The organism is Pseudomonas sp. A, assembly GCF_056270345.1.
Genome location: NZ_CM149873.1, coordinates 5468424 through 5493309, shown reverse-complemented (window position 1 = coordinate 5493309; position 24886 = coordinate 5468424). Strand labels below are relative to the sequence as shown.

19 protein-coding genes are annotated in these 24886 nt (G+C 66.5%); 10 read left to right on the top strand and 9 right to left on the bottom strand.

Going from position 1 to position 24886, the window contains the following annotated elements; all coding sequences use genetic code 11:
- Window positions 1-263 precede the first annotated feature (263 nt).
- From AC0MAZ_RS24490 to AC0MAZ_RS24480, 3 genes are all read right to left on the bottom strand, one after another.
- Window positions 264-1091 carry a M23 family metallopeptidase gene (locus AC0MAZ_RS24490; RefSeq protein ID WP_232855956.1) on the bottom strand — a complete coding sequence of 276 codons (828 nt, stop codon included), beginning with the start codon at window positions 1089-1091 and terminating at the stop codon, window positions 264-266.
- A gap of 3 nt (window positions 1092-1094) precedes the next feature.
- Window positions 1095-2474, bottom strand: coding sequence for an exodeoxyribonuclease VII large subunit (xseA, locus tag AC0MAZ_RS24485; RefSeq protein WP_475859502.1), 1380 nt, complete (start codon window positions 2472-2474; stop codon window positions 1095-1097).
- Window positions 2475-2682: 208 nt separating this feature from the next.
- A complete protein-coding gene (locus AC0MAZ_RS24480) occupies window positions 2683-3561 on the bottom strand; it encodes a LysR family transcriptional regulator (protein ID WP_475859501.1) in 879 nt (292 codons plus the stop codon).
- Between the two features lie 97 nt (window positions 3562-3658).
- On the opposite strand from AC0MAZ_RS24480, the gene AC0MAZ_RS24475 reads away from it, so the two are divergent.
- The 6 genes from AC0MAZ_RS24475 (at window position 3659) to tadA (ending at window position 10272) form a co-directional block, all read left to right on the top strand.
- Window positions 3659-4414 carry a sulfite exporter TauE/SafE family protein gene (locus tag AC0MAZ_RS24475; RefSeq protein WP_203650958.1) on the top strand — a complete coding sequence of 252 codons (756 nt, stop codon included), beginning with the start codon at window positions 3659-3661 and terminating at the stop codon, window positions 4412-4414.
- Window positions 4415-4464: 50 nt separating this feature from the next.
- A complete protein-coding gene (locus AC0MAZ_RS24470) occupies window positions 4465-5022 on the top strand; it encodes a sugar ABC transporter ATPase (RefSeq protein ID WP_110738328.1) in 558 nt (185 codons plus the stop codon).
- Between the two features lie 87 nt (window positions 5023-5109).
- On the top strand, window positions 5110-6579 hold the full coding sequence (gene guaB, locus AC0MAZ_RS24465; protein WP_050704157.1) for an IMP dehydrogenase: 1470 nt from the start codon (window positions 5110-5112) through the stop codon (window positions 6577-6579).
- 75 nt (window positions 6580-6654) lie between these two features.
- Window positions 6655-8232, top strand: a complete 1578-nt coding sequence (guaA, locus tag AC0MAZ_RS24460; RefSeq protein WP_050704158.1) for a glutamine-hydrolyzing GMP synthase — start codon at window positions 6655-6657, stop codon at window positions 8230-8232.
- Between the two features lie 178 nt (window positions 8233-8410).
- Complete coding sequence (locus AC0MAZ_RS24455) at window positions 8411-9793, top strand: multicopper oxidase family protein (RefSeq protein ID WP_475859499.1); 1383 nt, start codon at window positions 8411-8413, stop codon at window positions 9791-9793.
- On the top strand, window positions 9793-10272 hold the full coding sequence (gene tadA / locus AC0MAZ_RS24450; RefSeq protein WP_475859497.1) for a tRNA adenosine(34) deaminase TadA: 480 nt from the start codon (window positions 9793-9795) through the stop codon (window positions 10270-10272). Before AC0MAZ_RS24455 ends, tadA begins: the two co-directional genes overlap by 1 nt.
- 295 nt (window positions 10273-10567) lie before the next feature.
- Here the strand turns inward: tadA and mltF are convergent, their stop codons facing one another.
- Window positions 10568-12025 carry a membrane-bound lytic murein transglycosylase MltF gene (gene mltF / locus AC0MAZ_RS24445; protein ID WP_475859496.1) on the bottom strand — a complete coding sequence of 486 codons (1458 nt, stop codon included), beginning with the start codon at window positions 12023-12025 and terminating at the stop codon, window positions 10568-10570.
- Window positions 12026-12384: 359 nt separating this feature from the next.
- On the opposite strand from mltF, the gene purL reads away from it, so the two are divergent.
- Window positions 12385-16284 (top strand): phosphoribosylformylglycinamidine synthase, encoded by a 3900-nt coding sequence (gene purL, locus AC0MAZ_RS24440; RefSeq protein ID WP_475859494.1) that lies wholly within the window; start codon window positions 12385-12387, stop codon window positions 16282-16284.
- A 2-nt stretch (window positions 16285-16286) separates the two neighbouring features.
- The gene (locus AC0MAZ_RS24435) at window positions 16287-16598 is read left to right on the top strand and encodes a YqfO family protein (protein ID WP_203650971.1); all 312 of its coding nucleotides are present in this window, start codon (window positions 16287-16289) and stop codon (window positions 16596-16598) included.
- A gap of 120 nt (window positions 16599-16718) precedes the next feature.
- Here the strand turns inward: AC0MAZ_RS24435 and nagE are convergent, their stop codons facing one another.
- The 5 genes from nagE to AC0MAZ_RS24410 are packed head-to-tail and all read right to left on the bottom strand — an operon-like array spanning window position 16719 to window position 23802.
- Window positions 16719-18377: an N-acetylglucosamine-specific PTS transporter subunit IIBC gene (nagE, locus tag AC0MAZ_RS24430; RefSeq protein WP_475859492.1), complete on the bottom strand. Its 1659-nt coding sequence runs from the start codon at window positions 18375-18377 to the stop codon at window positions 16719-16721.
- A 12-nt stretch (window positions 18378-18389) separates the two neighbouring features.
- Window positions 18390-20933: a phosphoenolpyruvate--protein phosphotransferase gene (ptsP, locus tag AC0MAZ_RS24425; RefSeq protein ID WP_475859491.1), complete on the bottom strand. Its 2544-nt coding sequence runs from the start codon at window positions 20931-20933 to the stop codon at window positions 18390-18392.
- Between the two features lie 18 nt (window positions 20934-20951).
- The gene (locus AC0MAZ_RS24420) at window positions 20952-21974 is read right to left on the bottom strand and encodes an SIS domain-containing protein (protein ID WP_475859489.1); all 1023 of its coding nucleotides are present in this window, start codon (window positions 21972-21974) and stop codon (window positions 20952-20954) included.
- Window positions 21971-23059, bottom strand: coding sequence for an N-acetylglucosamine-6-phosphate deacetylase (nagA, locus tag AC0MAZ_RS24415; protein ID WP_232855942.1), 1089 nt, complete (start codon window positions 23057-23059; stop codon window positions 21971-21973). The genes AC0MAZ_RS24420 and nagA overlap by 4 nt, the downstream gene beginning before the upstream one ends.
- An 11-nt stretch (window positions 23060-23070) precedes the next feature.
- Window positions 23071-23802, bottom strand: a complete 732-nt coding sequence (locus AC0MAZ_RS24410) for a GntR family transcriptional regulator (RefSeq protein ID WP_234561685.1) — start codon at window positions 23800-23802, stop codon at window positions 23071-23073.
- Window positions 23803-24338: 536 nt separating this feature from the next.
- Between AC0MAZ_RS24410 and AC0MAZ_RS24405 the strand changes: the two genes are divergently transcribed.
- Both AC0MAZ_RS24405 and AC0MAZ_RS24400 read left to right on the top strand, forming a co-directional pair.
- The gene (locus AC0MAZ_RS24405; protein ID WP_203650978.1) at window positions 24339-24578 is read left to right on the top strand and encodes a hypothetical protein; all 240 of its coding nucleotides are present in this window, start codon (window positions 24339-24341) and stop codon (window positions 24576-24578) included.
- Window positions 24575-24814, top strand: coding sequence for a DUF3077 domain-containing protein (locus AC0MAZ_RS24400; protein ID WP_050704173.1), 240 nt, complete (start codon window positions 24575-24577; stop codon window positions 24812-24814). Before AC0MAZ_RS24405 ends, AC0MAZ_RS24400 begins: the two co-directional genes overlap by 4 nt.
- Window positions 24815-24886: the final 72 nt, after the last annotated feature.

The following is a 24886-nucleotide window of genomic DNA, read 5'->3' as shown; positions in this document are numbered from 1 at the left end:
ACCCTAACCAGTGGGTTGGGGGATGGCAAGCACTGCGGGGAAATTGAGAGGAATGCTTAAAAAATGCGATTTCTCGAGATTTTATGGCTGATATTTTTGTTCGGTTTCTTTAATATTGCGCAGTATTTTTCGATGGCGCAACACAAAGTGATTGATGTTGGCCGTGCCGGCCCCTTCGCGGGTAAACCCGCTCCCACAGGAATGGCGCTGTACCTGTGGGAGCGGGTTTACCCGCGAAGGGGCCGGCCCAGATGGCACACGTCTCAGGGCTGGAACGCGCCGATGAAGATCGCAGGATCCACCCGCGCATCGTTGAGGCTGACGTTCCAGTGCATGTGCGGCCCGGTCGCCCGGCCGGTGGAGCCCACGCGGCCGACCACCTCGCCACGGCGCAGTACCTGCCCCGGCTTCACGTCGATCTTCGACATGTGGCAGAACATGCTGATGAAGCCCTGGCCATGGTCGACGAACACCGTGCGGCCATTGAAGAAGTAGTCGCCCACCAGGATCACCTTGCCATTGGCCGGGGTCTTGATCGGCGTGCCGGCGGGCACGGCGAAATCCAGGCCGGCATGGGGGTTGCGCTCCTCGCCGTTGAAGAAGCGGCGCACGCCGAACTTGCTCGACAGCGGGCCGTTGACCGGCTTGTCGAGGATCAGGTTGCTCGGCAGGGTCGGGCTGAAACTGCGGTAGGCCTTGATCTGCTCGGCCAGCTCGCGGTCGATGCGCTTGAGGTCCTCGGGCTCGGGGTTGACCTGGCGCTTGTTCTTCAGGGTGATGTGCTGTTCGGGGTATTTCTTGCTGCCCACGCTGAAGCGGATGTCGCGCCCACCCTGGCTGAGCACGGCGCTGCCGGGCTTCTGGGTGAGCGGGATGCCGACAATGGCCAGCCATTTGTCCTGCTCCTTCACCACCAACACCGGCTTGCCGTCGAAGCGGGCCGTGGGGGCGCTGGTGGAGGGGCCCAGGTCGATCACTGCCACGCCGCCGGGCACCGGCTTGTCGAGGGTGCGGGTGATGTAGCTGGCCTGGGCCGCGGTAAGTGGCAGCAGCAGGGCAAAAGCGAGCAGGGGCGCGAACAGGCGGGGCATGTGTCAGTCCAGTAGGGAGAGAGTGACCGGAGTCTGGTGGTTGTCCTCGACCCGCACCTTGAGCTCGCCTTCGTTTAGGCGGGCGGTCAGGCGCTGGCCGTTGTGGGTCTGCGCGGCGCTGCGGATGGCCTGGCCGCGCTCGTCGAGGAGGATGCTGTAACCGCGGGCGAGGGTGGCCAATGGGCTGACCACCTGCAGCGTCTGCAACTGCGCCTGGAAGCGCTGGCGACGGTCCTTGATCACCTCGCGCATGGCCCGTGGCAGGCGTTCGGCCAGGCTGTCCAGGCGTTGCTTGAGCAGTTTCAGGTTGCGTCCCGGGTGTTGCGCGGCCAGGCGCATGTCCAGGCGGCCGAGGCGTTCGTGGCGTTGGCTCATGGTCAGCGCGAAGGCGCGGCGCAGGCGCATGTCCAGATCGTCCAGGCGCTGGGCCTTCTGGCGCAGGCGTTCGCCCGGGTGGCGCAGGCGCCGGGCCAGGCCCTCCACGCGCAGGCGGTCATGGGCCAGGCGGCTCTGCATGCGCAGCAACAAGCGCCGCTGCAGGCTGTCCAGGCGTTGTTGCAGGCCGCTGCTGTCGGGGGCGAGCAGCTCGGCGGCGGCCGAAGGCGTGGGGGCGCGCACATCGGCGACGAAGTCGCTGATCGACACGTCGGTTTCATGGCCCACGGCGCTGACGATCGGCGTCACGCAGGCGGCCACGGCACGGGCCACGGCCTCTTCGTTGAAGCACCAGAGGTCTTCCAGCGAGCCGCCGCCACGGGCCAGGATCAGCGCGTCGAAGCCCTGCCGGTCGGCCATCTGCAGGGCACGGACGATCTGTGCGATGGCCTCGCGGCCTTGCACTGCGGTAGGGATCAGATTGAGTTCGACCTGCGGCGCGCGGCGGCGGAACACGCTGATGATGTCGCGGATCACCGCGCCGGTGGGCGAGGTGACGATGCCGATGCGCTGCGGGTGGGCCGGTAGCGGCTGCTTGCGTTCGGTGCTGAACAGCCCCTCGGCGCCGAGCTTTTCCTTCAGTGCCTCGAAGGCCAGGCGCAGGGCGCCGTCACCGGCCGGTTCGACGGTGTCGAGGATCAGCTGGTAGTCGCCGCGGCCCTCGAACAGCGAAACCTTGCCGCGCACCTTTACCGCCAGGCCGTCACGCAGGGCCTGGCGCACACGGGCGGCGTTCTGCCGGAACAGCGCGCAGCGGATCTGCGCGCCGCTGTCCTTGAGGGTGAAGTACATGTGGCCGGAGGCCGGGCGGGCGAGGTTGGAAATCTCGCCTTCCACCCAGACGCTGCGGAACACGTCCTCGAGCAGCACGCGGGCGCGGCCGTTGAGCTGGCTGACGGTGAGGACCTCGCGGTCCAGGCCGAGTCGTTCGAAAGGGTCTCTGATCATGCCGGGCATCATAAAGGACATCGGTCCCGGTTGTCTGTTCCTGGCCCGGTCGTCGCGGCATGGCGCGATCATTGTAGGAGCGGCCTTGTGCCGCGAAAGGGCTGCGACGCAGCCCCAGTTTTTCAGCGTTGCCGTAGAGATTGCCGGGGCTGCTTTGCAGCCCTTTCGCGGCACAAGGCCGCTCCTACAGGGTGTTTGCGCCGAGACCTCACTTTTTCATCGCCGCCACAAACTGCTGCACCAGCTCCCCGGCATCCCGCCGACAAGCCAGCGCCACGGTACTTTGGCAGGCCTCGGCCAGCGGCACGAAGGTGACCGAGGGCGGGGCGATCTCGCGCATGCTTGCCGGCAACAAAGCTACCCCGAACCCGGCCTGGATCAACTGCAGTTGCGTGGTCTTGCGCGACACCACCTGCGCCGCCTGGGGATAGAATCCCTCGTTCATGCACAGCGACGCCGACAGGTAGCTCAGCCCGCCGCGCTGACGATGGGGGATGGAGATGAAGCGTTCCTCGCGCAGTTGCCCCAACCGAACACTGGCCGCCGTGGCCAGTGGGTGGCTCGCCGCCACCGCCAGCAGCAGGGGCTCGTCGAACAGCGCATGCAGTTCCACGCCCTCGTGCTGGCGCAGTACTGGCAGGCGCAACAGGCCGATCTCCAGCCGTCCCTCGGCGATGTCCTCCAGCTGCGCTTCCGACGATTGCTGGGCGATTTCCAGGGATACGCCAGGGTTAGCCTCGAGGTAGGTGCCGAGGCGCTGCAGCAACTGCCCGGTCAGCGGCACGGTGCTGGAGTGGTTCAGACGCAAACTGCCGCGCAGGCCTTGGCCAACTTCGCGGGCCAGGCGTTCGGCCTTGTCCAGGTCGGCCAGCAGGCGCCGGGCGCGGTCGAGGAAGGCCAGCCCGGCGGCGGTCAGCCGTGGCTGGCGAGCGGTGCGCTCGAACAGTGCGGACCCCAGGTGCAGCTCCAGCTCCTTGATCTGTCGGCTGAGGGCCGACTGGGCGATGTACAGCCGCTCGGCGGCGGCACTGAAGCTGCCGGCCTCGGCAATTTCGACGAAATAGCGCAACTGACGGATCGAAGTCATGTCATGCCTTTTCCAGATGGCTCATGGCGTAAAGGCATATTAGTCGGCATGGCTTGTCGCTGGCTAACCTTCAGTGGTCTCCCGAGGAACTGTCGCGATGCTCGCTCAATTGTCGTTTTCCACGCTCGACTGGCTACCCATCCTGCTGGGTGTGGGGGTGGCCTATATCGTCTTCGGCATCGCCGGCTTCGGCACCGCGCTGGTCGCCGGCCCCGTGCTGATCCACTTCATGCCGTTGTCGCGGATCATTCCGTTGCTGGTGTTGCTGGACTTCGTCGCCGCTTTCGGCAACCTGCTGCCGTCGCGGCGTGACGTGGTGCGCGGCGAGTTACTGCGGCTGCTGCCGTTCATGGCCGTGGGCTGCACGCTGGGCGTGGTGTTCCTGCTGCGCCTGAAGTCGGATGTCCTGCTGTTGCTGATGGGGCTGTTCGTCACTGCCTACGCGGTCTATGGCCTGGCGGTGAAGGTGCGGCCGGCGAGCTTGTCGGCCGCCTGGGCGGTGCCCATGGGCACGGTGGGCGGGTTGTTCGGCGCCCTGTTCGGCAGTGGTGGCTTTTTATACGCGATCTACCTCAGCGCACGGCTGGAGGCCAAGGAGCAGGTGCGGGCGACCCAGGTCGCACTGATCAGTTGCAGCACAGTGGTGCGCCTGTCGCTGTTTCTGATCGCCGGGGTATATGCCGACGTCAGCCTGTTGCTGCTGGCCGCCTGCCTGTTGCCGGTGATGTTCGCCGGTACCTGGCTGGGACGGCGGCTGACCCTGAGGCTATCCCGCGAGGCCTTCGTGCGATTGATCACCTGGCTGGTGCTGGCCAGCGGCCTGGCGTTGATCGGTCGCTACCTGAGCGCCTGAGCAGACGGTAGAATTGAGTGATTACCGCAGTTCGCAGGCCCGCCTCAAGCATGAACACCCAAAGCATCATCGTCCCCAAGCTGTCCACCGTGCCGGTTCACGAAGCCCGTGCCCGCGCCATCCTGCGCTGGCTGGTGCGCGAGAAGATCGTCGAGGAGCAACTGAGCACCTGCGGTCGGACCGGCAATCGTATGGGCCATGCCCTGGCCGAAGGGGCGCGCAAGGTGGCCCTGCACCCCGAGAAGCTGCCGTTCGGCGCACAGGTCAATGGCCTTGAGGTGATGCTCAAGCGCTGCATCTATACCCCTACCGACGGATTTCTCGAGGAGGCCGGCTGCCCGGAATGCCGGCGGGAGGTGGGCGAGCCGCTGTTCGAGAGCCTGGAGGAATGGATGCCGGGGGTGAGCGACAACTTCACCTGCCCGCTGTGCGGATTCGAGGATGACATCAATGGATTTCTCTACCTGCAGCCGTGTGCCTTTTCCAACCTGGGGTTCATCTTCAACAACTGGGGCGAGGCCGGGTTCACCCAGGCCTTCCTCGACAGCTTCGCCGACTGGCTGGACCAGCCGGTGGCGGTGGTGCAGGTAAAACTGCCGCAAGGCTGACCGAAGGCCCTTATTTTGCATTGAGCGGCGCGCCATGGATGGGTATAATGGCGCGCTTCCATTTTTCCCCTTCCGGGAGCCCCCGCGATGCTGCGTATCAGCCAAGAAGCCCTGACCTTCGACGATATCCTCCTTGTACCTGGCTACTCCGAGGTACTGCCCAATGAAGTCAGTCTCAAGACCCGTTTGACTCGTGGCATCGAGCTGAACATTCCCCTGGTCTCCGCCGCCATGGATACCGTGACCGAAGCGCGCCTGGCCATCGCCATGGCCCAGGAAGGCGGCATCGGCATCATCCACAAGAACATGACCATCGAGCAGCAGGCCGGCGAAGTACGCAAGGTCAAGAAGTTCGAGGCCGGCGTGGTCAAGGACCCGATCACCATCGACGCCGACGCCACCGTGCGCGACCTGTTCGACCTGACCCGCCTGAACAACATCTCCGGCGTTCCGGTACTGGCGAACGGCGACCTGGTCGGCATCGTCACCTCCCGTGACGTGCGCTTCGAAACCCGCCTGGACGCCAAGGTCCGCGACGTGATGACCCCCAAAGAGCGTCTGGTCACCGTCCGCGAAGGTGCCGACAAGAACGAAGTCCGCGAGCTGCTGCACAAGCACCGCCTGGAAAAAGTCCTGATCGTCGACGACAAGTTCGCCCTCAAGGGCATGATGACCGTCAAGGACATCGAGAAGGCCAAGGCCTACCCGCTGGCCAGCAAGGACGACCAGGGTCGCCTGCGCGTCGGCGCCGCGGTCGGCACCGGCAAGGACACCGGCGAGCGCGTTGCCGCCCTGGTGGCCGCTGGCGTTGACGTGGTGGTGGTGGACACCGCCCACGGTCACTCCAAGGGCGTGATCGACCGCGTTCGCTGGGTCAAGGAAACCTACCCGCAAGTGCAGGTCATCGGTGGCAACATCGCCACCGGCGCCGCCGCCAAGGCCCTGGCTGAAGCCGGCGCCGACGCGGTCAAGGTCGGTATCGGCCCAGGCTCGATCTGCACCACCCGTATCGTCGCCGGTGTCGGCGTGCCGCAGATCAGCGCCATCGCCAACGTCGCCGCCGCACTGGAAGGCACTGGCGTGCCACTGATCGCCGACGGCGGCATCCGTTTCTCGGGTGACCTGTCCAAGGCCATCGTCGCTGGCGCCTCGTGCGTGATGATGGGCTCGATGTTCGCCGGTACCGAAGAAGCACCGGGTGAAGTCGAACTGTTCCAGGGCCGTTCCTACAAGGCCTACCGCGGCATGGGCTCGCTGGGTGCCATGGCACAGGCGCAAGGCTCCTCCGACCGTTACTTCCAGGACTCCTCGGCCGGTGCCGAGAAGCTGGTACCGGAAGGCATCGAAGGCCGTGTGCCATACAAAGGCGCCCTGGCCGCGATCATCCACCAGTTGATGGGCGGCCTGCGTTCGTCCATGGGCTACACCGGCAGCGCGACCATCGAAGAGATGCGCACCAAGCCGGAGTTCGTGCGCATCACCGGTGCCGGCATGGCCGAGTCCCATGTGCATGACGTGCAGATCACCAAAGAAGCCCCTAACTACCGCGTAGGCTGAGGCTTCCAGCAATAGCAAGCGGGGCTGTCATGACAGCCCCGTGTCGTTTCCGATTTCCACTGACGAGATTGAGTCATGGCCCTCGACATTCACGCTCACCGCATCCTGATCCTCGATTTCGGTTCCCAGTACACCCAGCTGATCGCCCGCCGCGTGCGCGAGATCGGCGTGTACTGCGAACTGCACCCGTTCGATATGGACGATGAAGCGATCCGCGAATTCAACCCGCGCGGCATCATCCTGGCCGGTGGCCCCGAGTCGGTCCACGAAGCCAACAGCCCGCGCGCCCCGCAGGCCGTGTTCGACCTGAAGGTCCCGGTGCTGGGCATCTGCTACGGCATGCAGACCATGGCCGAGCAGATGGGCGGCAAGGTCGAAGGTTCCGACCTGCGCGAGTTCGGCTACGCCCGTGTCGACGTGGTCGGCAAGAGCCGCCTGCTCGACGGCATCGAAGACCATGTCGATGACGACGGCGTGCTGGGCCTGGACGTGTGGATGAGCCACGGCGACAAGGTCACCCAGATGCCGGGCAACTTCAGCGTACTGGCCAGCACCCCGAGCTGCCCGATCGCCGGCATGTACGACGACGCCCTGGGCTACTACGGCGTGCAGTTCCACCCGGAAGTGACCCACACCAAGCAAGGCGGTCGCATCCTGTCGCGCTTCGTCCAGGACATCTGTGGCTGCGAAGCCCTGTGGACCGCCTCGAACATCGTCGAGGACGCCATCGCCCAGGTGCGCGCACAGGTCGGTTCGGCCAACGTCCTGCTGGGCCTGTCCGGCGGCGTCGACTCGTCCGTGGTTGCCGCGCTGCTGCACCGCGCCATCGGCGACCAGCTGACCTGCGTGTTCGTCGACAACGGCCTGCTGCGCCTGCACGAAGGCGACCAGGTGATGGCCATGTTCAAGGAGAACATGGGCGTCAAGGTGATCCGCGCCGATGCCGAGAAGCAGTTCCTCGACAACCTGGAAGGCGAAGCGGACCCGGAGAAAAAGCGCAAGATCATCGGTCGCACCTTCATCGACGTGTTCGATGCCGAGGCCAGCAAGCTGGACAACATCCAGTTCCTCGCCCAGGGCACCATCTACCCGGACGTGATCGAGTCGGCCGGCGCCAAGAGCGGCAAGGCCCACGTGATCAAGTCGCACCACAACGTCGGTGGCCTGCCGGAGGAGATGAACCTCAAGCTGGTCGAGCCGCTGCGCGAGCTGTTCAAGGACGAAGTGCGCAAGATCGGCCTGGAGCTGGGCCTGCCGTACGACATGGTCTACCGCCACCCGTTCCCGGGCCCGGGCCTGGGCGTGCGCATCCTCGGTGAAGTGAAGAAGGAATACGCCGACATCCTGCGTCGCGCCGACCACATCTTCATCGAAGAACTGCGCAAGGCCGACTGGTACCACAAGACCAGCCAGGCGTTCGTGGTGTTCCAGCCGGTCAAGTCGGTCGGTGTCGTCGGCGACGGCCGTCGCTACGCCTGGGTCGTGGCCCTGCGTGCCGTCGAGACCGTGGACTTCATGACCGCGCGCTGGGCGCACCTGCCGTACGAGCTGCTGGAAACCGTCAGCGGCCGTATCATCAACGAAATCGACGGTATCTCCCGCGTCACCTACGACGTGTCGAGCAAGCCGCCGGCCACTATCGAGTGGGAATGAGTTGAGCCACAAGGGCGCCGCAAGGCGCCCTTGTTGTTTCTGTTTCCTGTGCCGGCCTCTTCGCGCGGTGGTACAACACTTCACTTAATCTTTCTCACTTGCAGGTGTATCGTATTCGCCCTTCATCGCCGGCCATTGCTGGCAGACTGATTGCGCAAAACACGAGGTACCCGCACCGATGTCCTTTACCCGTCGACAAATGCTCAAGGGCCTGACCGGCCTCGTGGTGGTAGGCCTGGGCGCCGGAGGCGCGGCACGCTACTGGTTGGGCAAGGTCGAGGACGACAGCGCCGGGCACGACTACGAGCTGATTGCCGCGCCCCTGGACGTCGAGCTGGTGCCGGGCTTCAAGACCGAGGCCTGGGCCTTCGGCCCGTCGGCGCCGGGTACCGAGCTGCGGGTGCGCCAGGGCACCTGGCTGCGGGTGCGCTTCATCAACCATCTACCGGTCGAGACCACCATCCATTGGCACGGCATCCGCCTGCCGCTGGAGATGGACGGTGTGCCGTATGTCTCGCAGTTGCCGGTCAAGCCGGGCGAATACTTCGACTACAAGTTCAAGGTGCCGGACGCCGGCAGCTACTGGTATCACCCCCACGTCAGCAGCTCCGAGGAGCTGGGCCGCGGCCTGGTCGGGCCGCTGATCGTCGAGGAGCGCGAACCCACGGGCTTCCAGCATGAACGCACCCTGAGCCTGAAGAACTGGCACGTGGACGAGCAGGGCGCCTGGCTGCCGTTCAGCATCCCCCGCGAGGCGGCCCGCAATGGCACCGCCGGGCGCCTTATCACCATCAACGGCCAGGCCGAGTCGGTTACGGAGCTGCCGGCCGGGCAGGTGGTGCGGGTGCGCCTGCTGAACCTGGACAACACCTGGACCTACCGCTTGAACCTCAAGGGCAACTGCGAGGCGATGATCTACGCCCTCGATGGCAACCCGGTGACCCCGCGGCCACTGGACGATGAGTACTGGCTCGGGCCGGGCATGCGCATCTGCCTGGCGATCCGCATTCCCGAGGCGGGCGAGGAGGTTTCGCTGCGAGACGGCTTCGTGCGCCTGGGCACCCTGCGCTCGGTGGCCAGCAGCGAGGCGCCCGGCGACTGGCCCAAGGCCCTGCCGCCCAACCCGGTTGCCGAGCCGGACCTGGAGAACGCCGAGAAGCTCAACTTCAATTTCGAATGGGTCGGCAAGGTCTCGGTGAACACCGAGAACGGCAAGCCGCCGAGCCTGTGGCAGATCAACGGCCAGGCCTGGGACATCACCGACAAGACCTGCGCCGACCGGCCGATCGCCACACTGCAGAAAGGCAAGAGCTACATCCTCGAGCTGAAGAACATGACCCAGTACCAGCACCCGATCCACCTGCACGGCATGAGTTTCAAGGTGATCGCCTCCAATCGGCGCAAGATCGTCGAGCCGTGGTTCACCGACACCTACCTGCTGGGCAAGAACGAGCGGGCGCAGGTGGCGCTGGTGGCGGACAACCCGGGCACCTGGATGTTCCACTGCCACGTCATCGACCACATGGAAACCGGCCTGATGGCCGCGATCGCGGTGGTCTGATGCGACCGCAGATCATCGATCGCAGCCGCGATCAGGAATTCATGCGCCTGGCCCTCGATTTGGCGGCCCAGGGCGCGGCCCTGGGCGAGGTGCCGGTGGGGGCAGTGCTGGTGCAGCATGGCCAGGTGATCGGCCAGGGCTTCAACCGGCCGATCATCGACAGCGACCCCAGCGCCCACGCCGAAATGGTGGCGATTCGCGCCGCGGCCAAGTCGGCCAGCAACTACCGGCTGCCGGGCAGCACCCTGTACGTGACCCTGGAGCCATGCAGCATGTGCGCGGGGCTGATCGTCCATTCGCGGGTGGCGCGGGTGGTCTATGGGGCGCTGGAGCCCAAGGCGGGGATCGTGCAGAGCCAGGGGCAGTTCTTCAGCCAGGGGTTTCTCAACCATCGGGTGATGTTCGAGGGTGGGGTGCTGGCAGAGGAGTGCGGGGTGATCTTGAGTGAGTTCTTCAAGGCGCGGCGGGCCAAGGCGTAGTTCTGGCAATCTTGTATCGCCTGTACCGGCCCTTTCGCGGGTAAACCCGCTCCCACAGGCGTGGCGCGTGCCTTGAGGGCTGCACGGTCGCTGTGGGAGCGGCTTCAGCCGCGAACACCGGCGCAGCCGGTGCCAGGTACCGCGTCGCCTGCTTCGCGGGTAAACCCGCTCCCACAGGGATCGCGCCAGATTCTAAAAATTGAGCAAGACAGTTGCTCCCACAGGGGCTGTGCAGAACCTGTGGGAGCGGGTTTACCCGCGAAGAGGCCACGACAGGCGCCAGGGGAGCCCGGGATTACATCGGCGGCGATTGCTCCGCCGGCTTGTCCTTGTTCACCGCCGGCACATGCAGGTTGCCCTCGGCCACCTGGCCTTCGAGTTGCGGCTGCGTGACCCAGGTGAGAATGTCGTAGTAGCGGCGGATGTTGGCCACGAAGTGCACCGGCTCGCCGCCGCGGGCGTAGCCGTACTTGGTCTTGCTATACCACTGCTTCTGCGACAGGCGCGGCAGCATCTTCTTCACGTCCAGCCACTTGTTCGGGTTCAGGCCTTCGCGCCTGGCCAGGGTGCGGGCGTCTTCCAGGTGGCCGCTGCCGACGTTGTAGGCGGCCAGGGCGAACCAGGTGCGGTCCGGCTCCTTGATGCTGTCGTCGAGCTGGTCCTTGACCAGCATGAAGTACTTGGCGCCGCCCTGGATGCTTTGCCTGGGGTCCAGGCGGTTGGACACGCCCATGGCCTGGGCGGTGCGCTGGGTCAGCATCATCAGGCCGCGCACGCCGGTCTTGGAGGTGACCTCGGGCTGCCACATCGATTCCTGGTAGCCGATCGCGGCGAGCAGGCGCCAGTCGACCTGCTCGACCTTGGAGCTGGTCTTGAAGTGCTTCTCGTACTTGGGCAGGCGCTGCTGCAGGTGCTGGGCGAAGGTGTAGGCGCCGACGTAGCCGAGGACATCGACGTGGCCGTAGTAACGGTCCTTCAGGCGCTGCAGGGTGCCGTTCTTCTGCGACTTGTCGAGAAACTCGTTGATCTCGTTGAGCAGGCTGTTGTCTTCGCCGGCAGCCACCGCCCAGCGCTGGTCGCGGGTGTCGCCCAGGTCGAAGGCCACGCGCACATTGGGGAAGTACACCTGGTTCATGGCCAGCTCGTTGGAGTCGACCAGGGTCAGGTCGATCTGGCCCTCGTCGACCATGCGCAGCAGGTCGACCACCTCGACGGCGTCGGATTCCTCGTACTCCAGCCCCGGATTCTGCTTTTTCAGCTCGGCGAGCTGGTCGGCGTGGCTGCTGCCCTTGAGCACCATGATCTTCTTGCCCACCAGCCCTTTGGCGCTGGTCGGCCGTGAGCGGCCATTGCGATAGATGACCTGCGGGGTCACTTCCAGGTAGGGATGGGAGAACTTCGCCTGGGCGGCGCGGCGCTCGCTGCTGACCAGGCCGGCGGCGGCCAGTACCGGGCCGGACGGCTTGCCCAACTGGTCGAACAGCTCGTCGAGGTTGTCGGCGGTCTCGATCTCCAGCTTCACGCCCAGGTCGTCGGCGAAACGCTTGACCAGTTCGTATTCGAAACCGGTCTCGCCATTGCGGTCCTGGAAATAGGTGGCCGGGCTGTTGCGGGTAATCACGCGCAATACGCCATCCTCCTTGACGCGCTCGAGGGTGCTGGGTTTTTCAACGCAGGCACCGAGCATCAGGAAGAGTCCGGTTGCGAGGAGCCATTTGGCGCATCGCTGGCGCAAAGCAGTGTGGGCGAACATAGGGTGCAGTATACGCAAAGGACCGGCGGCGCCATATCTCGACAATGGTTGGCAGGTCTGCTAGCGGGTTTTGTGCAGAAGCGGCTCGATTCCTTTGTAGGAGCGGCCTTGTGCCGCGATGGGCTGCGTCAGCGGCCCCCAAGGGTTTTCCCAGCACAGCAGTGAATTTGGGGCTGCTGCGCAGCCCATCGCGGCACAAGGCCGCTCCTACAGGGATCGCGCGAAGCCGGTGGTTTTTTTGACCCCTGGGTCCGGTTCCACCGCCCGGCAGCATTGGCTTTGAGCGGGTGCCGAAAGCCTGCGAATTAGGCTAGAATGCACGGCCTCTAAGCACACCCCTTCCTGAGGCTGTCCCGACGATGTTGATCCTGCGCGGCGCTCCTGCCCTTTCTGCCTTTCGCCACGGTAAATTACTCGAGCAACTGAGCCAGAAAGTCCCCGCTGTTACTGGTTTGTATGCCGAATTCGCCCACTTCGCCGACGTCGACGGCGAGCTGACCGCCGACCAGCAGCAGGTGCTGGGCCGTCTGCTCAAGTACGGCCCGAGCGTGCCGGTGCAGGAGCCTGCGGGCCGCCTGTTCCTGGTCGTGCCGCGTCTGGGCACCATCTCGCCCTGGGCATCCAAGGCCAGCGACATCGCCCACAACTGCGGCCTGCAGTCGATCCAGCGCCTGGAGCGCGGTATCGCCTACTACGTCTCCGGTAACCTCAGCGACGCCGATGCTCAAACCATCGCCGCCGAACTGCATGACCGCATGACCCAGCGCGTGCTGGCCCAGCTGGAGCAGGCGTCCGACCTGTTCAGCCACGCCCAGCCCAAGCCGATGACCTCGGTGGACATCCTCGCCGGTGGCCGCGCCGCCCTGGCGCAGGCCAACATCGACCTGGGCCTGGCCCTGGCCGAAGACGAGATCGACTACCTGGTCAACGCCTTCCAGGGGCTCAAGCGCAACCCCAACGACATCGAACTGATGATGTTCGCCCAGGCCAACTCCGAGCACTGCCGCCACAAGATCTTCAACGCCAGCTGGGACATCGACGGCCAGGCGCAGGAAAAAAGCCTGTTCGGCATGATCAAGAACACCTACCAGATGCACAGCGAAGGCGTGCTGTCTGCGTACAAGGACAACGCCTCGGTGATCGTCGGCAGCGTCGCCGGCCGCTTTTTCCCGAACCCTGAGACCCGCCAGTACGGCGCGGTGCAGGAACCGGTGCATATCCTGATGAAGGTCGAGACGCACAACCACCCGACCGCCATCGCCCCGTTCTCCGGCGCCTCCACCGGCTCCGGCGGCGAAATCCGCGACGAAGGCGCCACCGGCCGTGGCGCCAAGCCCAAGGCTGGCCTGACTGGCTTCACCGTGTCCAACCTGCGTATCCCGGGCTTCGAGCAGCCATGGGAGAAGCCTTACGGCAAGCCTGAGCGTATCGTCGACGCCCTCGACATCATGATCGAAGGCCCACTGGGCGGCGCCGCGTTCAACAACGAATTCGGCCGCCCGGCGCTGACCGGCTACTTCCGCACCTTCGAGCAGGGCATCAACACCCCGCACGGTGAAGAAGTCCGTGGCTACCACAAGCCGATCATGCTCGCCGGCGGCATGGGCAACATCCGTGAAGACCACGTGCAGAAGGGCGAGATCACCGTCGGCGCCAAGCTGATCGTGCTCGGCGGCCCGGCCATGCTGATCGGCCTGGGTGGCGGCGCCGCTTCGTCGGTGGCCACCGGTGCCAGCTCCGCCGACCTGGACTTCGCTTCGGTGCAGCGCGAGAACCCGGAAATGGAGCGCCGTTGCCAGGAGGTCATTGACCGCTGCTGGCAGCTGGGCGACAAGAACCCGATTGCCTTCATCCACGACGTCGGCGCCGGTGGTATTTCCAACGCCTTCCCGGAACTGGTCAACGACGGTGGCCGTGGTGGCCGCTTCGAACTGCGCAACGTGCCCAACGACGAGCCGGGCATGGCCCCGCACGAGATCTGGTCCAACGAATCGCAGGAGCGCTACGTGCTGGCGGTCAGCGCCGAGGACTTCGAGCGCTTCCAGGCCATCTGCGAGCGCGAGCGCTGCCCGTTCGCGGTCGTGGGCGAGGCCACCGAAGAGAAGCACCTCACCGTCACCGACAGCCACTTCGACAACACCCCGGTGGACATGCCGCTGGACGTGCTGCTGGGCAAGCCGCCGCGCATGCACCGCTCGGTCACCCGCGAAGCGGAGCTGGGCGATGAGTTCGACCCGAGCACCCTGGAACTCAAGGATTCGGTCGAGCGCGTCCTGCGTCACCCGGCCGTGGCCAGCAAGAGCTTCCTGATCACCATCGGCGACCGCACCATCACCGGCCTCGTGGCCCGTGACCAGATGGTCGGCCCGTGGCAGGTACCGGTGGCCGACTGCGCTGTCACCGCCACCAGCTTCGACGTCTACACCGGTGAAGCCATGGCCATGGGCGAGCGCACGCCGCTGGCCCTGCTCGACGCCCCGGCGTCCGGGCGCATGGCGATCGGCGAGACCCTGACCAACCTGGCGGCCTCGCGCATCGAGAAGCTGTCCGACATCAAACTGTCGGCCAACTGGATGTCCGCCGCCGGTCACCCGGGCGAAGACGCCCGCCTGTACGACACCGTCAAGGCCGTCGGCATGGAGCTGTGCCCGGAGCTGGGCATCACCATCCCGGTCGGCAAAGACTCGATGTCGATGAAGACCCAGTGGAGCGAAGCGGGCGAGCAGAAGAGCGTCACCTCGCCAATGTCGCTGATCATCACCGGCTTCGCCCCGGTCACCGACATCCGCAAGACCCTGACCCCGCAGCTGCGCATGGACAAGGGCGAAACCGACCTGATCCTGATCGACCTGGGCCGTGGCAAGAACCGCATGGGCGCCTCGATCCTGGCGCAGACCCACGGCAAGCTGGCCGCCCAGGCGCCGGACGTCGATGACGCCGAAGACCTCAAGGCGTTCTTCGCCGTGATCCAGGGGCTGAACGAAGACGGCCACCTGCTGGCCTACCACGACCGTTCCGACGGTGGCCTGCTGACCACCGTGCTGGAAATGGCCTTCGCCGGCCACTGTGGCCTGGAGCTGGAACTGGGCAACCTGACTAGCAAGCGCGAGAAAGTCGCGGCCATCCTCTTCAATGAAGAGCTGGGCGCGGTGATCCAGGTCCGTCAGGACGCCACGCCGGATGTGCTGGCGCAGTTCAGCGCCGCTGGCCTGGGCGAGGATTGCGTCGCCGTGATCGGCCAGCCGATCAACAACGGTGAAGTCCTGATCAACTTCGAAGGCGAAGAACTGTTCAACGGCGACCGTCGCCTGCTGCAGCGCCAGTGGGCCGAGACCAGCTACCAGGTCCAGCGCCTGCGCGACAATGCCGATTGCGCCGACCAGGAATTCAACGCCCTGCTCGAAGAAGACAACCCGGGCCTGTCGGTCAAGCTGGGCTACGACGTCAACGACGACATCGCCGCGCCGTACATCAAGAAGGGCGTGCGCCCGCAAGTGGCGATCCTGCGTGAGCAGGGCGTCAATGGCCAGGTCGAGATGGCTGCGGCCTTCGACCGCGCAGGCTTTGCTGCCATCGACGTGCACATGAGCGACATCCTCGCCGGCCGTGTCGACTTTGAAGCGTTCAAGGGCCTGGTGGCCTGCGGCGGCTTCTCCTACGGCGACGTGCTGGGTGCCGGTGAAGGCTGGGCCAAGTCGGCGCTGTTCAACGCCCGTGCCCGCGATGCCTTCCAGGCCTTCTTCGAGCGTACCGACAGCTTCGCCCTGGGCGTGTGCAACGGTTGCCAGATGATGTCCAACCTGCACGAGCTGATCCCGGGCACCGAGTACTGGCCGCACTTCGTGCGCAACCGCTCGGAGCAGTTCGAAGCTCGCGTGGCCATGGTCGAGGTGCAGAAATCCAACTCGATCTTCCTCCAGGGCATGGCCGGTTCGCGCATGCCGATCGCCATCGCCCACGGCGAAGGCCATGCCGAGTTCGCCAGCGAGGAAGCACTGCTGGAAGCCGACCTGTCCGGTTGCGTGGCCCTGCGCTACGTCGACAACCACGGCAAGGTCACCGAAGCCTACCCGGCCAACCCGAACGGCTCGCCGCGTGGCATCACCGGCCTGACCAGCCGCGACGGCCGCGTGACCATCATGATGCCGCACCCGGAGCGTATGTTCCGCGCGGTGCAGAACTCCTGGCGCCCGGATGAGTGGCAGGAAGACGCGGCGCTGATGCGCATGTTCCGCAATGCGCGGGTGTGGGTGAACTGAGGGTGTACAAGCTCGCCTTCTTCGTCCCCGACAGCCATGTCGAGGTGGTCAAGGCCGCCGTGTTCGCCGCCGGTGGCGGACGCATCGGCGACTACGACCACTGCGCCTGGCAGACCCTCGGCCAGGGCCAGTTCCGCCCGTTGGACGGCAGCCAGCCGTACCTCGGGCAGACCGGCCAGGTCGAGGTGGTCGAGGAGTGGAAGGTGGAGCTGGTGGTGGCTGATGCGCTGATCGGCCAGGTAGTTGCTGCGCTCAAGCAAAGCCACCCGTATGAAACGCCGGCTTATGAGGTTTGGCCGCTGGCTGACTTTTAAGCTTTCGGTATAGGGGCTGCTGCGCAGCCCTTCGCGGGTAAACCCGCTCCCACAGGGTTCGCGCAATACCTGTGGGAGCGGGTTTACCCGCGAAGGGCCGCGTAGCGGCCCCTGTCATTTTCAGCCTTGCAACGCGCTCCCCAATCCTGGTGCTTTCTCACCCACCAACAGATGCCACACCCCACCCGCCTGCGGACTTACTCCCAGGCAACCTAGCGCGATCAAGCGTGCCTGCTCTACCTTGCCCTCATCCCGCACCCGCACCCGCACCCGGCTCGAGGCCACGCACTGCGCCTCCAGCACATTCTCGCGCCCGCCCAGGGCCTGCAGCCATTCATCCGCAACGACCGTCTCGGTGACCACGGCGGCCTTCTCGGCAACCGGTGCCGCCACCCGCGCATGGGGCAGTTCTGCGCGAATCTCGTCGGCCAGCGCATCGGCCATCGGCCCCACCACCACCTGCAGGCTGCCACCGGTACCGGGACGCACCACCGCGAGGGCGCCGAGGGCTTTCAGGTCCTGGTCACGGGCCAGGTTACGGTCGGCCAGTACCAGGCGCAGGCGCGTGGTGCAGGCATCGACGCCCTGCAGGTTGGCCGCGCCACCCAGGGCATCGATGTAGCGTCGGGCCCGTGGCGCATCGCTGCCCTCGGCCTGGCTGGCCGCCTGTTCTTCGCGGCCGGGTGTCTTCAGGTCGAAACGGCGGATGCAGTAGTCGAACACGAAGTAGTAGACCAACCCATAGAGCACGCCCACCGGGAACACCAGCCAGCCATTGCTCGAGCGTCCCCAGCCCAGGGCCATGTCGATGCCGCCGCCGGAGAAGGTGAAGCCCAGGCGGATCCCCAACAGGTCGCAGATGGCCATGGACAACCCGGTCAGCAGTGCATGGATCATGTACAGCAGCGGCGCCAGGAACATGAAGGCGAATTCGATCGGCTCGGTCACTCCGGTCAGCGCCGAGGTCAGTGCCATCGACAGCAGCACCCCGCCGATCAGCTTGCGCCGCTGTGGCAGGGCGTGGCGGTACATGGCCAGGCAGGCGGCGGGCAGGCCGAAGATCATCACCGGGAACATGCCGGTCATGAACTGCCCGGCGTCAGGGTCGCCGGCGAAGAAGCGCGCCAGATCGCCAGTGACCACCTGGCCGCTGGCCGCCTGGAAGCTGCCGAAGACGAACCACACCAGGTTGTTGAGGATATGGTGCAGGCCGGTGATGATCAGCAGCCGGTTGAGCACGCCGAAGAAAAACGCGCCGATGCTGCCGCTCTCCAGCATCAGCTGGCCGAGCTCGTTGATGCCGTGCTGGATCGGCGGCCAGATCAGGCCGAACAGCAGCCCGAGAAATACCGCCGATACCCCGGTGGCGATCGGCACGAAGCGCCGGCCGCCGAAGAACGCCAGGTAGTCGGGCAGCTGGATGTCCTTGAAGCGGTTGTACAAACCGCCGCCGAGCAGGCCGCAGATGATGCCGGCGAGCATGCCCATGTCGATCTTCGGATCGATCACTTTCAGCGTCGCCACCAGCACCAGGTAGCCGATGGCGCCGGCCAGGCCCGCGGTGCCGTTGTTGTCGCGGGCGAAGCCGACGGCGATGCCGATGGCAAAGATCAGCGCCAGGTTGGCGAAGATCGCTTGCCCGGCGTCATGCACCAGGGCGATGTCGAGCAGGTCAGTGTCGCCCAGGCGCAGCAACAGGCCGGCGATGGGCAGGATGGCGATGGGCAGCATCAAGGCGCGGCCGAGCCGCTGCAGGCCCTGGATGAAGTGCTGGTACATGGTGCGCTCCGATTATTGTTGTAGGGCCACGGGGGCCGCGGGTTGGGCGTGGGATTGCGCGGCGAAGTCGCGGCAGGCCTGGCGTACGGCGCCGGCGCTGGCCAGGCCCAGCAGGCCCTGGCTGAAACGGCGGCAGGTGCTGGCGTCGAGCTGGCGGACCAGGGCCTTGATCTCACCGATCTGCGGCGCGCTGACCGACAGCTCGGCCACGCCGAGGCCGACCAGCACCGGCGTGGCCAGCGGATCGGAGGCCAGCGCGCCGCACACGCCGACCCAGCGCCCGTGTTTCGCCGCGCCCTGGCAGGTCAGCTCGATCAGGCGCAGCAGTGCCGGGTGCAGGGCATCGACCCGCGCGGCCAGCCCGGCATGGTCACGGTCCATGGCCAGGGTGTACTGGGACAGGTCGTTGGTACCGATGGAAAAGAAGTCTGCGTGCTCGGCCAGACGCTCGGCGAGCAGCGCCGCGGCCGGCACCTCGATCATCACCCCCAGTTCGGCGCGCGCCGTCACGCCCAGCTCGGCGGCCAGCCGGTCGAGGCGCTGGCGGATGGCGATCAGCTCGTCGACCTCGGTGACCATCGGCAGCATGATCCGGCAGCGCCGCTGCGGGCTGACCTGGAGCAGGGCGCGCAGTTGCTGGTCGAGCAGCTCCGGGCGCACCTGGCCCAGGCGGATGCCGCGCAGGCCCAGTACCGGGTTGGCCTCGGCCGGCAAGGGCAGGTAGTCGAGCTGCTTGTCGCCGCCGACGTCGATGGTGCGGATGATCACCGGGCGCTCGGCCATGGCGTCGAGCACCGCCTGGTAGGCGTTGCGTTGTTCGGCCTCGTCCGGTGCGGTGGGGCGGTCGATGAACAGGAACTCGCTGCGCAGCAGGCCGATGCCGTCGGCGCCCTGGGCCAGGGCCTGGGCGGCCTCGTCGGCGCTGGCGACGTTGGCCGCGACCTCGATCAGCTGGCCATCGCGGGTACGGGCGCTCTGCTGTGCGGCGGCCTGCTGGCGCTGGCGGATTTCGCGGCGTTGCTGCAGGTGGCAATGGACCTCGGCCAGGCGTTGTGGGTCGGCCTGGGTTTCCAGTCGGCCCTGGTCGGCGTCCAGCACCAGCGGCGTGCCGGCGGGCAGGTCGAGCAGCGCTTCGCCCAGGGCTACCAGGCATGGCAGGCCGCGGGCACGGGCGAGGATGGCGACGTGCGAGGTGGCGCCACCGGCGGCCATGCACAGCCCGGCGACATCGTGGCGGGCGAGCAGCAGCAGGTCGGAGGGCGTCAGTTCGTGGGCGACCACGATGGCCGCCGGTGGCAGGCGCAGTTGCCGGGTTTCGCCGAGCAGGGCGCGCAATACCCGTTGCTGCAGGTCGTAGAGGTCGTTGGCGCGTTCGGCCAGCAACGGGTTGCCCAGGCTGCGCAGGACCAGGCACTGGGTCTCGATGGCGCGGCTCCAGGCATGGCTGGCGGCTACGCCGCCGGCGATATGCTGGCGGGCGTCGCCGAGCAGGGCCGGGTCGTCGAGCAGGGCCAGGTGGGCCTCGAGGATCGCAGCTGCGTCCTCCTGGCCGCGAGGCAGGTGGCGCCAGTCGTGGTCGATGGCATGGCGGACCTCGGCCAGGGCAGTGTTCAGTGCCTGGTGCTGTTCGGTGGGGTCGTTGTCGCCGCTGTCCGCCGGCAGGCTGATGCCGTCCAGGCGCGCCAATGGCCCGAGGGCGAGGCCGGGGGCGGCGCAGACGCCGTTGAGCACGCCGGGCTCGGCATTGGGTTTGGGCGTGGCGGTGCTGGTGGGCACGTGGGTGGCATGGCGCTCACCGACCGAGGCGGTCTGCACGGCGACGATCAACGCCTGCAGCGCGGCCTGGCTGTCCGGCCCAGTGCAGATAAGCTCGACCTCTGCGCCCTCGCCAACGCCCAGGCCCATGACTGCCACCAGGCTATTGAGGTCGGCCTCACGCTTGGCGAAACGCAGCACGGCATGGCTCTGGAAGCCCTGCGCGGTCTGGCGCAGCAGGGCGGCGGGGCGGGCGTGCAGGCCGCCGTGATGGGCGACCCGGGCATGACCGCGTGCGCACTCATGGCTGACCGGTCGTGCCTGCGCTTCGCTGCCCGTGGCCTCGACCTCCAGCAGCGCCGCGCCCAGGCGCGAAGCGCCTGTGTCCAGTCGCGTCAGGCCAAAGCCCGGGCCATTGCTGACCAGCATCACGGTGACCAGGCTGACGCAGTGCTGGGCCACCAGGTCCATGTCGAAGCGCACCAGCGGTTGTCCCAGGGTCACCTGGTCGCCCAGCGCCACCAGCGGCGAGAAGCCGCGCCCCTGCAACTGCACGGTGTCGACACCGATATGCAAAAGGACTTCCGCACCATTGGCCGCGCGCAGGGTCAGCGCATGGCCGGTGCGCGCCAGTTGCACCACTTCGCCCGCGCAGGGCGCGTGCAGCACGTCGTTCAACGGGTCGATGGCGACGCCGTCGCCCAAAGTGCCGCTGCTGAACACCGGATCCGGTACCTGGTCCAGCGGTACCTGCGGTCCGGCGAGCGGGGCATGGAGGATAATCTTGTTATTGTCGGGCATGCGCTGTTCCTCGCGGCTTCACTGCGTGCAGGTCACTTTGCTCAGGTGACGCGGTTGGTCGGGGTCGAGGCCGCGGGCCTCGGCCAGGGCCGCGGCCATGATGTAGAAGCTCTGGATCGCCAGCAGCGGGTCCAGGGCCGGGTGTTCGGCGCAGCTCAGGGTGAGGTCGCGCCCGGCGATATCGGCCGGCGCCGCCAGCAGCACGCGGGCGCCGCGCTGGCGCATGTCGGCGGCCAGTTGCAGCAGCCCGGCCTGCTCGACGCCACGGGGGGCGAACACCAGCAGCGGGTACTGGGCATCGATCAGGGCCATCGGGCCATGGCGCACTTCGGCGCTGCTGAAGGCCTCGGCCTGGATCACCGAGGTTTCCTTGAGTTTGAGCGCGGCTTCCTGGGCGATGGCAAAGCCCGCGCCACGGCCGATCACCATCAGGCGCTCGCTGTCACGCAGGGTGTCGATGACCGGGCTCCAGTCCTGCGCCGCGGCCTCGCGCAGCTGCGCGGGCAGGGCCAGGCCGGCTTCCAGCAGGGCGCGGTCCTGGCCCCAGTGGGCGACCAGGCGGGCGCCGGCAGCCAGGGTGGCGACGAAGCTCTTGGTCGCCGCCACCGACAGCTCAGGGCCTGCGCACAGCGGCAAGTGGTGCTGGCAGGCCTGCTCCAGGGGCGAGCCTTCGGCGTTGACCAGCGAGACCGTGGTCGCCCCGCACTGGCCCAGGCGCCGCAGGCTGTCGACCAGGTCCGGGCTCTGGCCCGACTGCGAGAAGCCCAGCGCCACCTGGCCACGCACCCGCAGCGGTGCCTGTTGCAGGGTCACCACCGACATCGGCAGCGAAGCCACCGGCAGACCCAGCTGCTGCATGGCGATGTAGGCGAAGTAGCTGGCGGCGTGGTCCGAGCTGCCCCGGGCCACGGTCAGCGCCACTTGCGGATCGAGCCGGCGCAGCTGTTCGGCCAGGGTTTGCAGGCGTGGGTCCAGCGTATGCGTCTGGCGTTCGACGACCTCGGCGCAGGCGCGGGCTTCTTCGAGCATCCTTGAACTCATGCGGTTTCTCCTTCGATCATCACGGCGGTCAGGTTCAGTTGGCGGTCCAGCAGCACCGCATCGGCCCAGGCGCCCGCTTGCAGGCGGCCACGGTCGGCGATGCCGAGATAATCGGCGGGATGGAGTGACAGGCGCTCGGACGCTTCGGCCAGCGGCAGGCCGATCTTCACCAGATTGCGTAGCGCTTGGTCCATGGTCAGGGTACTGCCGGCCAGGGTGCCGTCGGGCAGGCGCACGCCGCCCAGGCACTTGGTCACGGTGTGGCTGCCCAGGCGGTATTCGCCATCGGGCATGCCGGCGGCGGCGGTGGAGTCGGTCACGCAGTACAGGCAGGGGATCGAGCGCAGGGCCACGCGCATGGCGCCGGGGTGCACGTGCAGCAGGTCGGGAATCAGTTCGGCGTAGCGGGCGTGGGCGAGGGCCGCGCCGACGATGCCCGGCTCGCGGTGGTGCAGCGGGCTCATGGCGTTGTACAGGTGGGTGAAGCTGGTGGCGCCGGCCTCCAGGGCCGCCACGCCTTCTTCGTAGCTGCCCAGGGTGTGGCCGATCTGCAGGCGGATGCCGCGCTGGCTCAGGGCCTGGATCAGCGGCAGGTGGCCAGCGACTTCCGGGGCGATGGTGATGACCCTGATCGGCGCCAGGGCCAGGTATTGCTCGACCTCGTCGAGCAGCGCCTGGTGGGCGAAGTTCGGCTGCGCGCCGAGCTTGCCGGGGTTGATGTACGGGCCTTCCAGGTGCACGCCGAGGATGCGCGCGCCCTGGCGCGGTTGCCTGAGGTGTTCGCCCAGTTCGGCGAGCACGCGGGTCAGCTCCTCGCGGGGCGCGGTCATGGTGGTGGCCAGCAGCGAGGTGGTGCCGAAGCGCCGATGGGTGCGGGCGATGGTGGCGAAGGCGTCGCCGCCCTGCATGATGTCGCTGCCGCCACCGCCGTGCACGTGCAGGTCGATGAACCCGGGCAGCAGGTACGGCAGGTCGTTGGCCTGCGGGTCGCACGGCGTGCCGTCGATGGCCCGGATGCGGCCGTTTTCCAGGTGCAGTTGTCCGCGCACCCAGCCGTCGGGGGTGAGGATATTGGCGATGTCCATGGGGGCTCCGGTCAGCGTCGCAGTTCGGCGACGAAGTCGTAGTAGTCGTTGCGGCAGTAGGTGTCGGTCAGCTCGATGGCGGTGTTGTCGTCGAGGTAGCCGATGCGGGTCATCAGCAGCATGGCGGTGCCGGGGGCGATGCCCACCTGGGCGGCCAGCTCTTCGCCGGCGTTGATCGCGCGGATGTGTTGCAGGGCGCGGACCACCGGGCGGCCGAGCCGGTCGAGGTGCTGGTAGAGCGAATCGCCGATGGCCTGCGGGTCGCCAAGCAGGCGGGCGGGTAGGGTGCTGACCTCCACCGCCATGACGATGTCGTCGGCCTTGCGCAGGCGCTTGAGGTGGACCACCTGGTCGGTGGGCGACAGGCCGAGGCGGATCAGTTCGTCGTTGCTCGGGGTGCCGATGCTGCGCTCGAGCCACTGGGAGCTGGGTACGAAGCCTTTCATGCGCAGCATTTCGCTGAAGCTCGACAGGCGTGACAGGGGTTGTTCCAGGCGTGGCGTGATGAAGGTGCCGGAGCCCTGGATGCGATGGATCAGGCCTTGTTCGAGCAGGACCTCGAGGGCCTTGCGCGCGGTGACCCGGGAGATGTCCAGGGTTTCGCTGAGGGTGCGCTCCGAAGGCAGCGCCTGGTCGGCGGTCCATTGGCCGGCGTGGATGGCCTGCTCAAGGTTGCGCGCCAGCTGTAGGTAGAGCGGGGTGGCGCTGGTGTCGTCGGGGCGCAGGGCCGATAGAGGACGCATGGGCGGTGTCCGGTATTGTTGTTGGGTGGAAAATTAATACCACTTTAATACCAGGTCAATACCACTGGTCAGGTTATCTGTCGTAATCCCTGGGGGCGCCTTGCGCCCCTTTCGCGGCACAAGGCCGCTCCTACAGGGATGCGCGTACTCCTGTGTAGGAGCGGCCTTGTGCCGCGAAAGGGCTGTGAAACAGCCCCAGCGATCTCAAGAACTGTCAGATATTTCCGAATCTGAAACCAAATGCTTCAGCCAACAAAGCTTGGGAACTATCCTACGCGCTTGCCGGAAGCCGCCGCTTTGTCGGGGAAATACCCCAGGGATAACTTCATCGGGTCGCCAGATTTGGTGACCAGGGTGTGAGAATCCTGGAGTACAAGTTTTTCGGCAGTCCCTTCATGGCAGCCGTGCACGGGCAGACTTCGGTCTGACCGGGTTTCTTGTGCCCCGGATTCTCACCCCGTTCACGGCTGCCACCCTTTGTCTTGTGAGAATTGCCATGGGATGGCGCTTCCTTGGAACGCACAAGAGTTGGACCTATGAAAAAAATCGTCCCCGATCCACCCCGTCTCGCACCCTTCATCAGTATCCGTTCCACGCTCACCCGCGAGGAGGCGATGGCCGCTGCTGTCGAGGTAGCCACCGCCATCTCCGATGTGCTCGATATCTACTTCCAGACCGAACCCGGAGAAGCCCAGGACCGCCTGTTCACCGCCAGCGACTACCTAGGCCAACTGGCCTGCGCCCTGCTCGAACACAAGCCGCAGGTCCGACCATGACTCGCGGACACACCGCCGGTCGCACGGTCTGCCTGGACCTGTTCAAGGTCGAGCCGGGTGTTTCCTTCGAGGACGCCTTCAGCGAATTGTCGGTGCTGCTCGGCTGCATCCGCCACCTGACCTGCGAGGCGGAAATGGAGGGTGACCTGCTGGCCGGCAGCTCGGCGCGGATCCTCAGTGCCATGGCCAAGGCGTTGATCGATGACATGGAGGTGGGGTTGAACCGTTCCGGTTGAGCCGATGGCCCTATCGCGGGGCAAGCCCGCTCCCACGCAGAGTGTGCAAATGTGCGATTGGCGTGGGAGCGG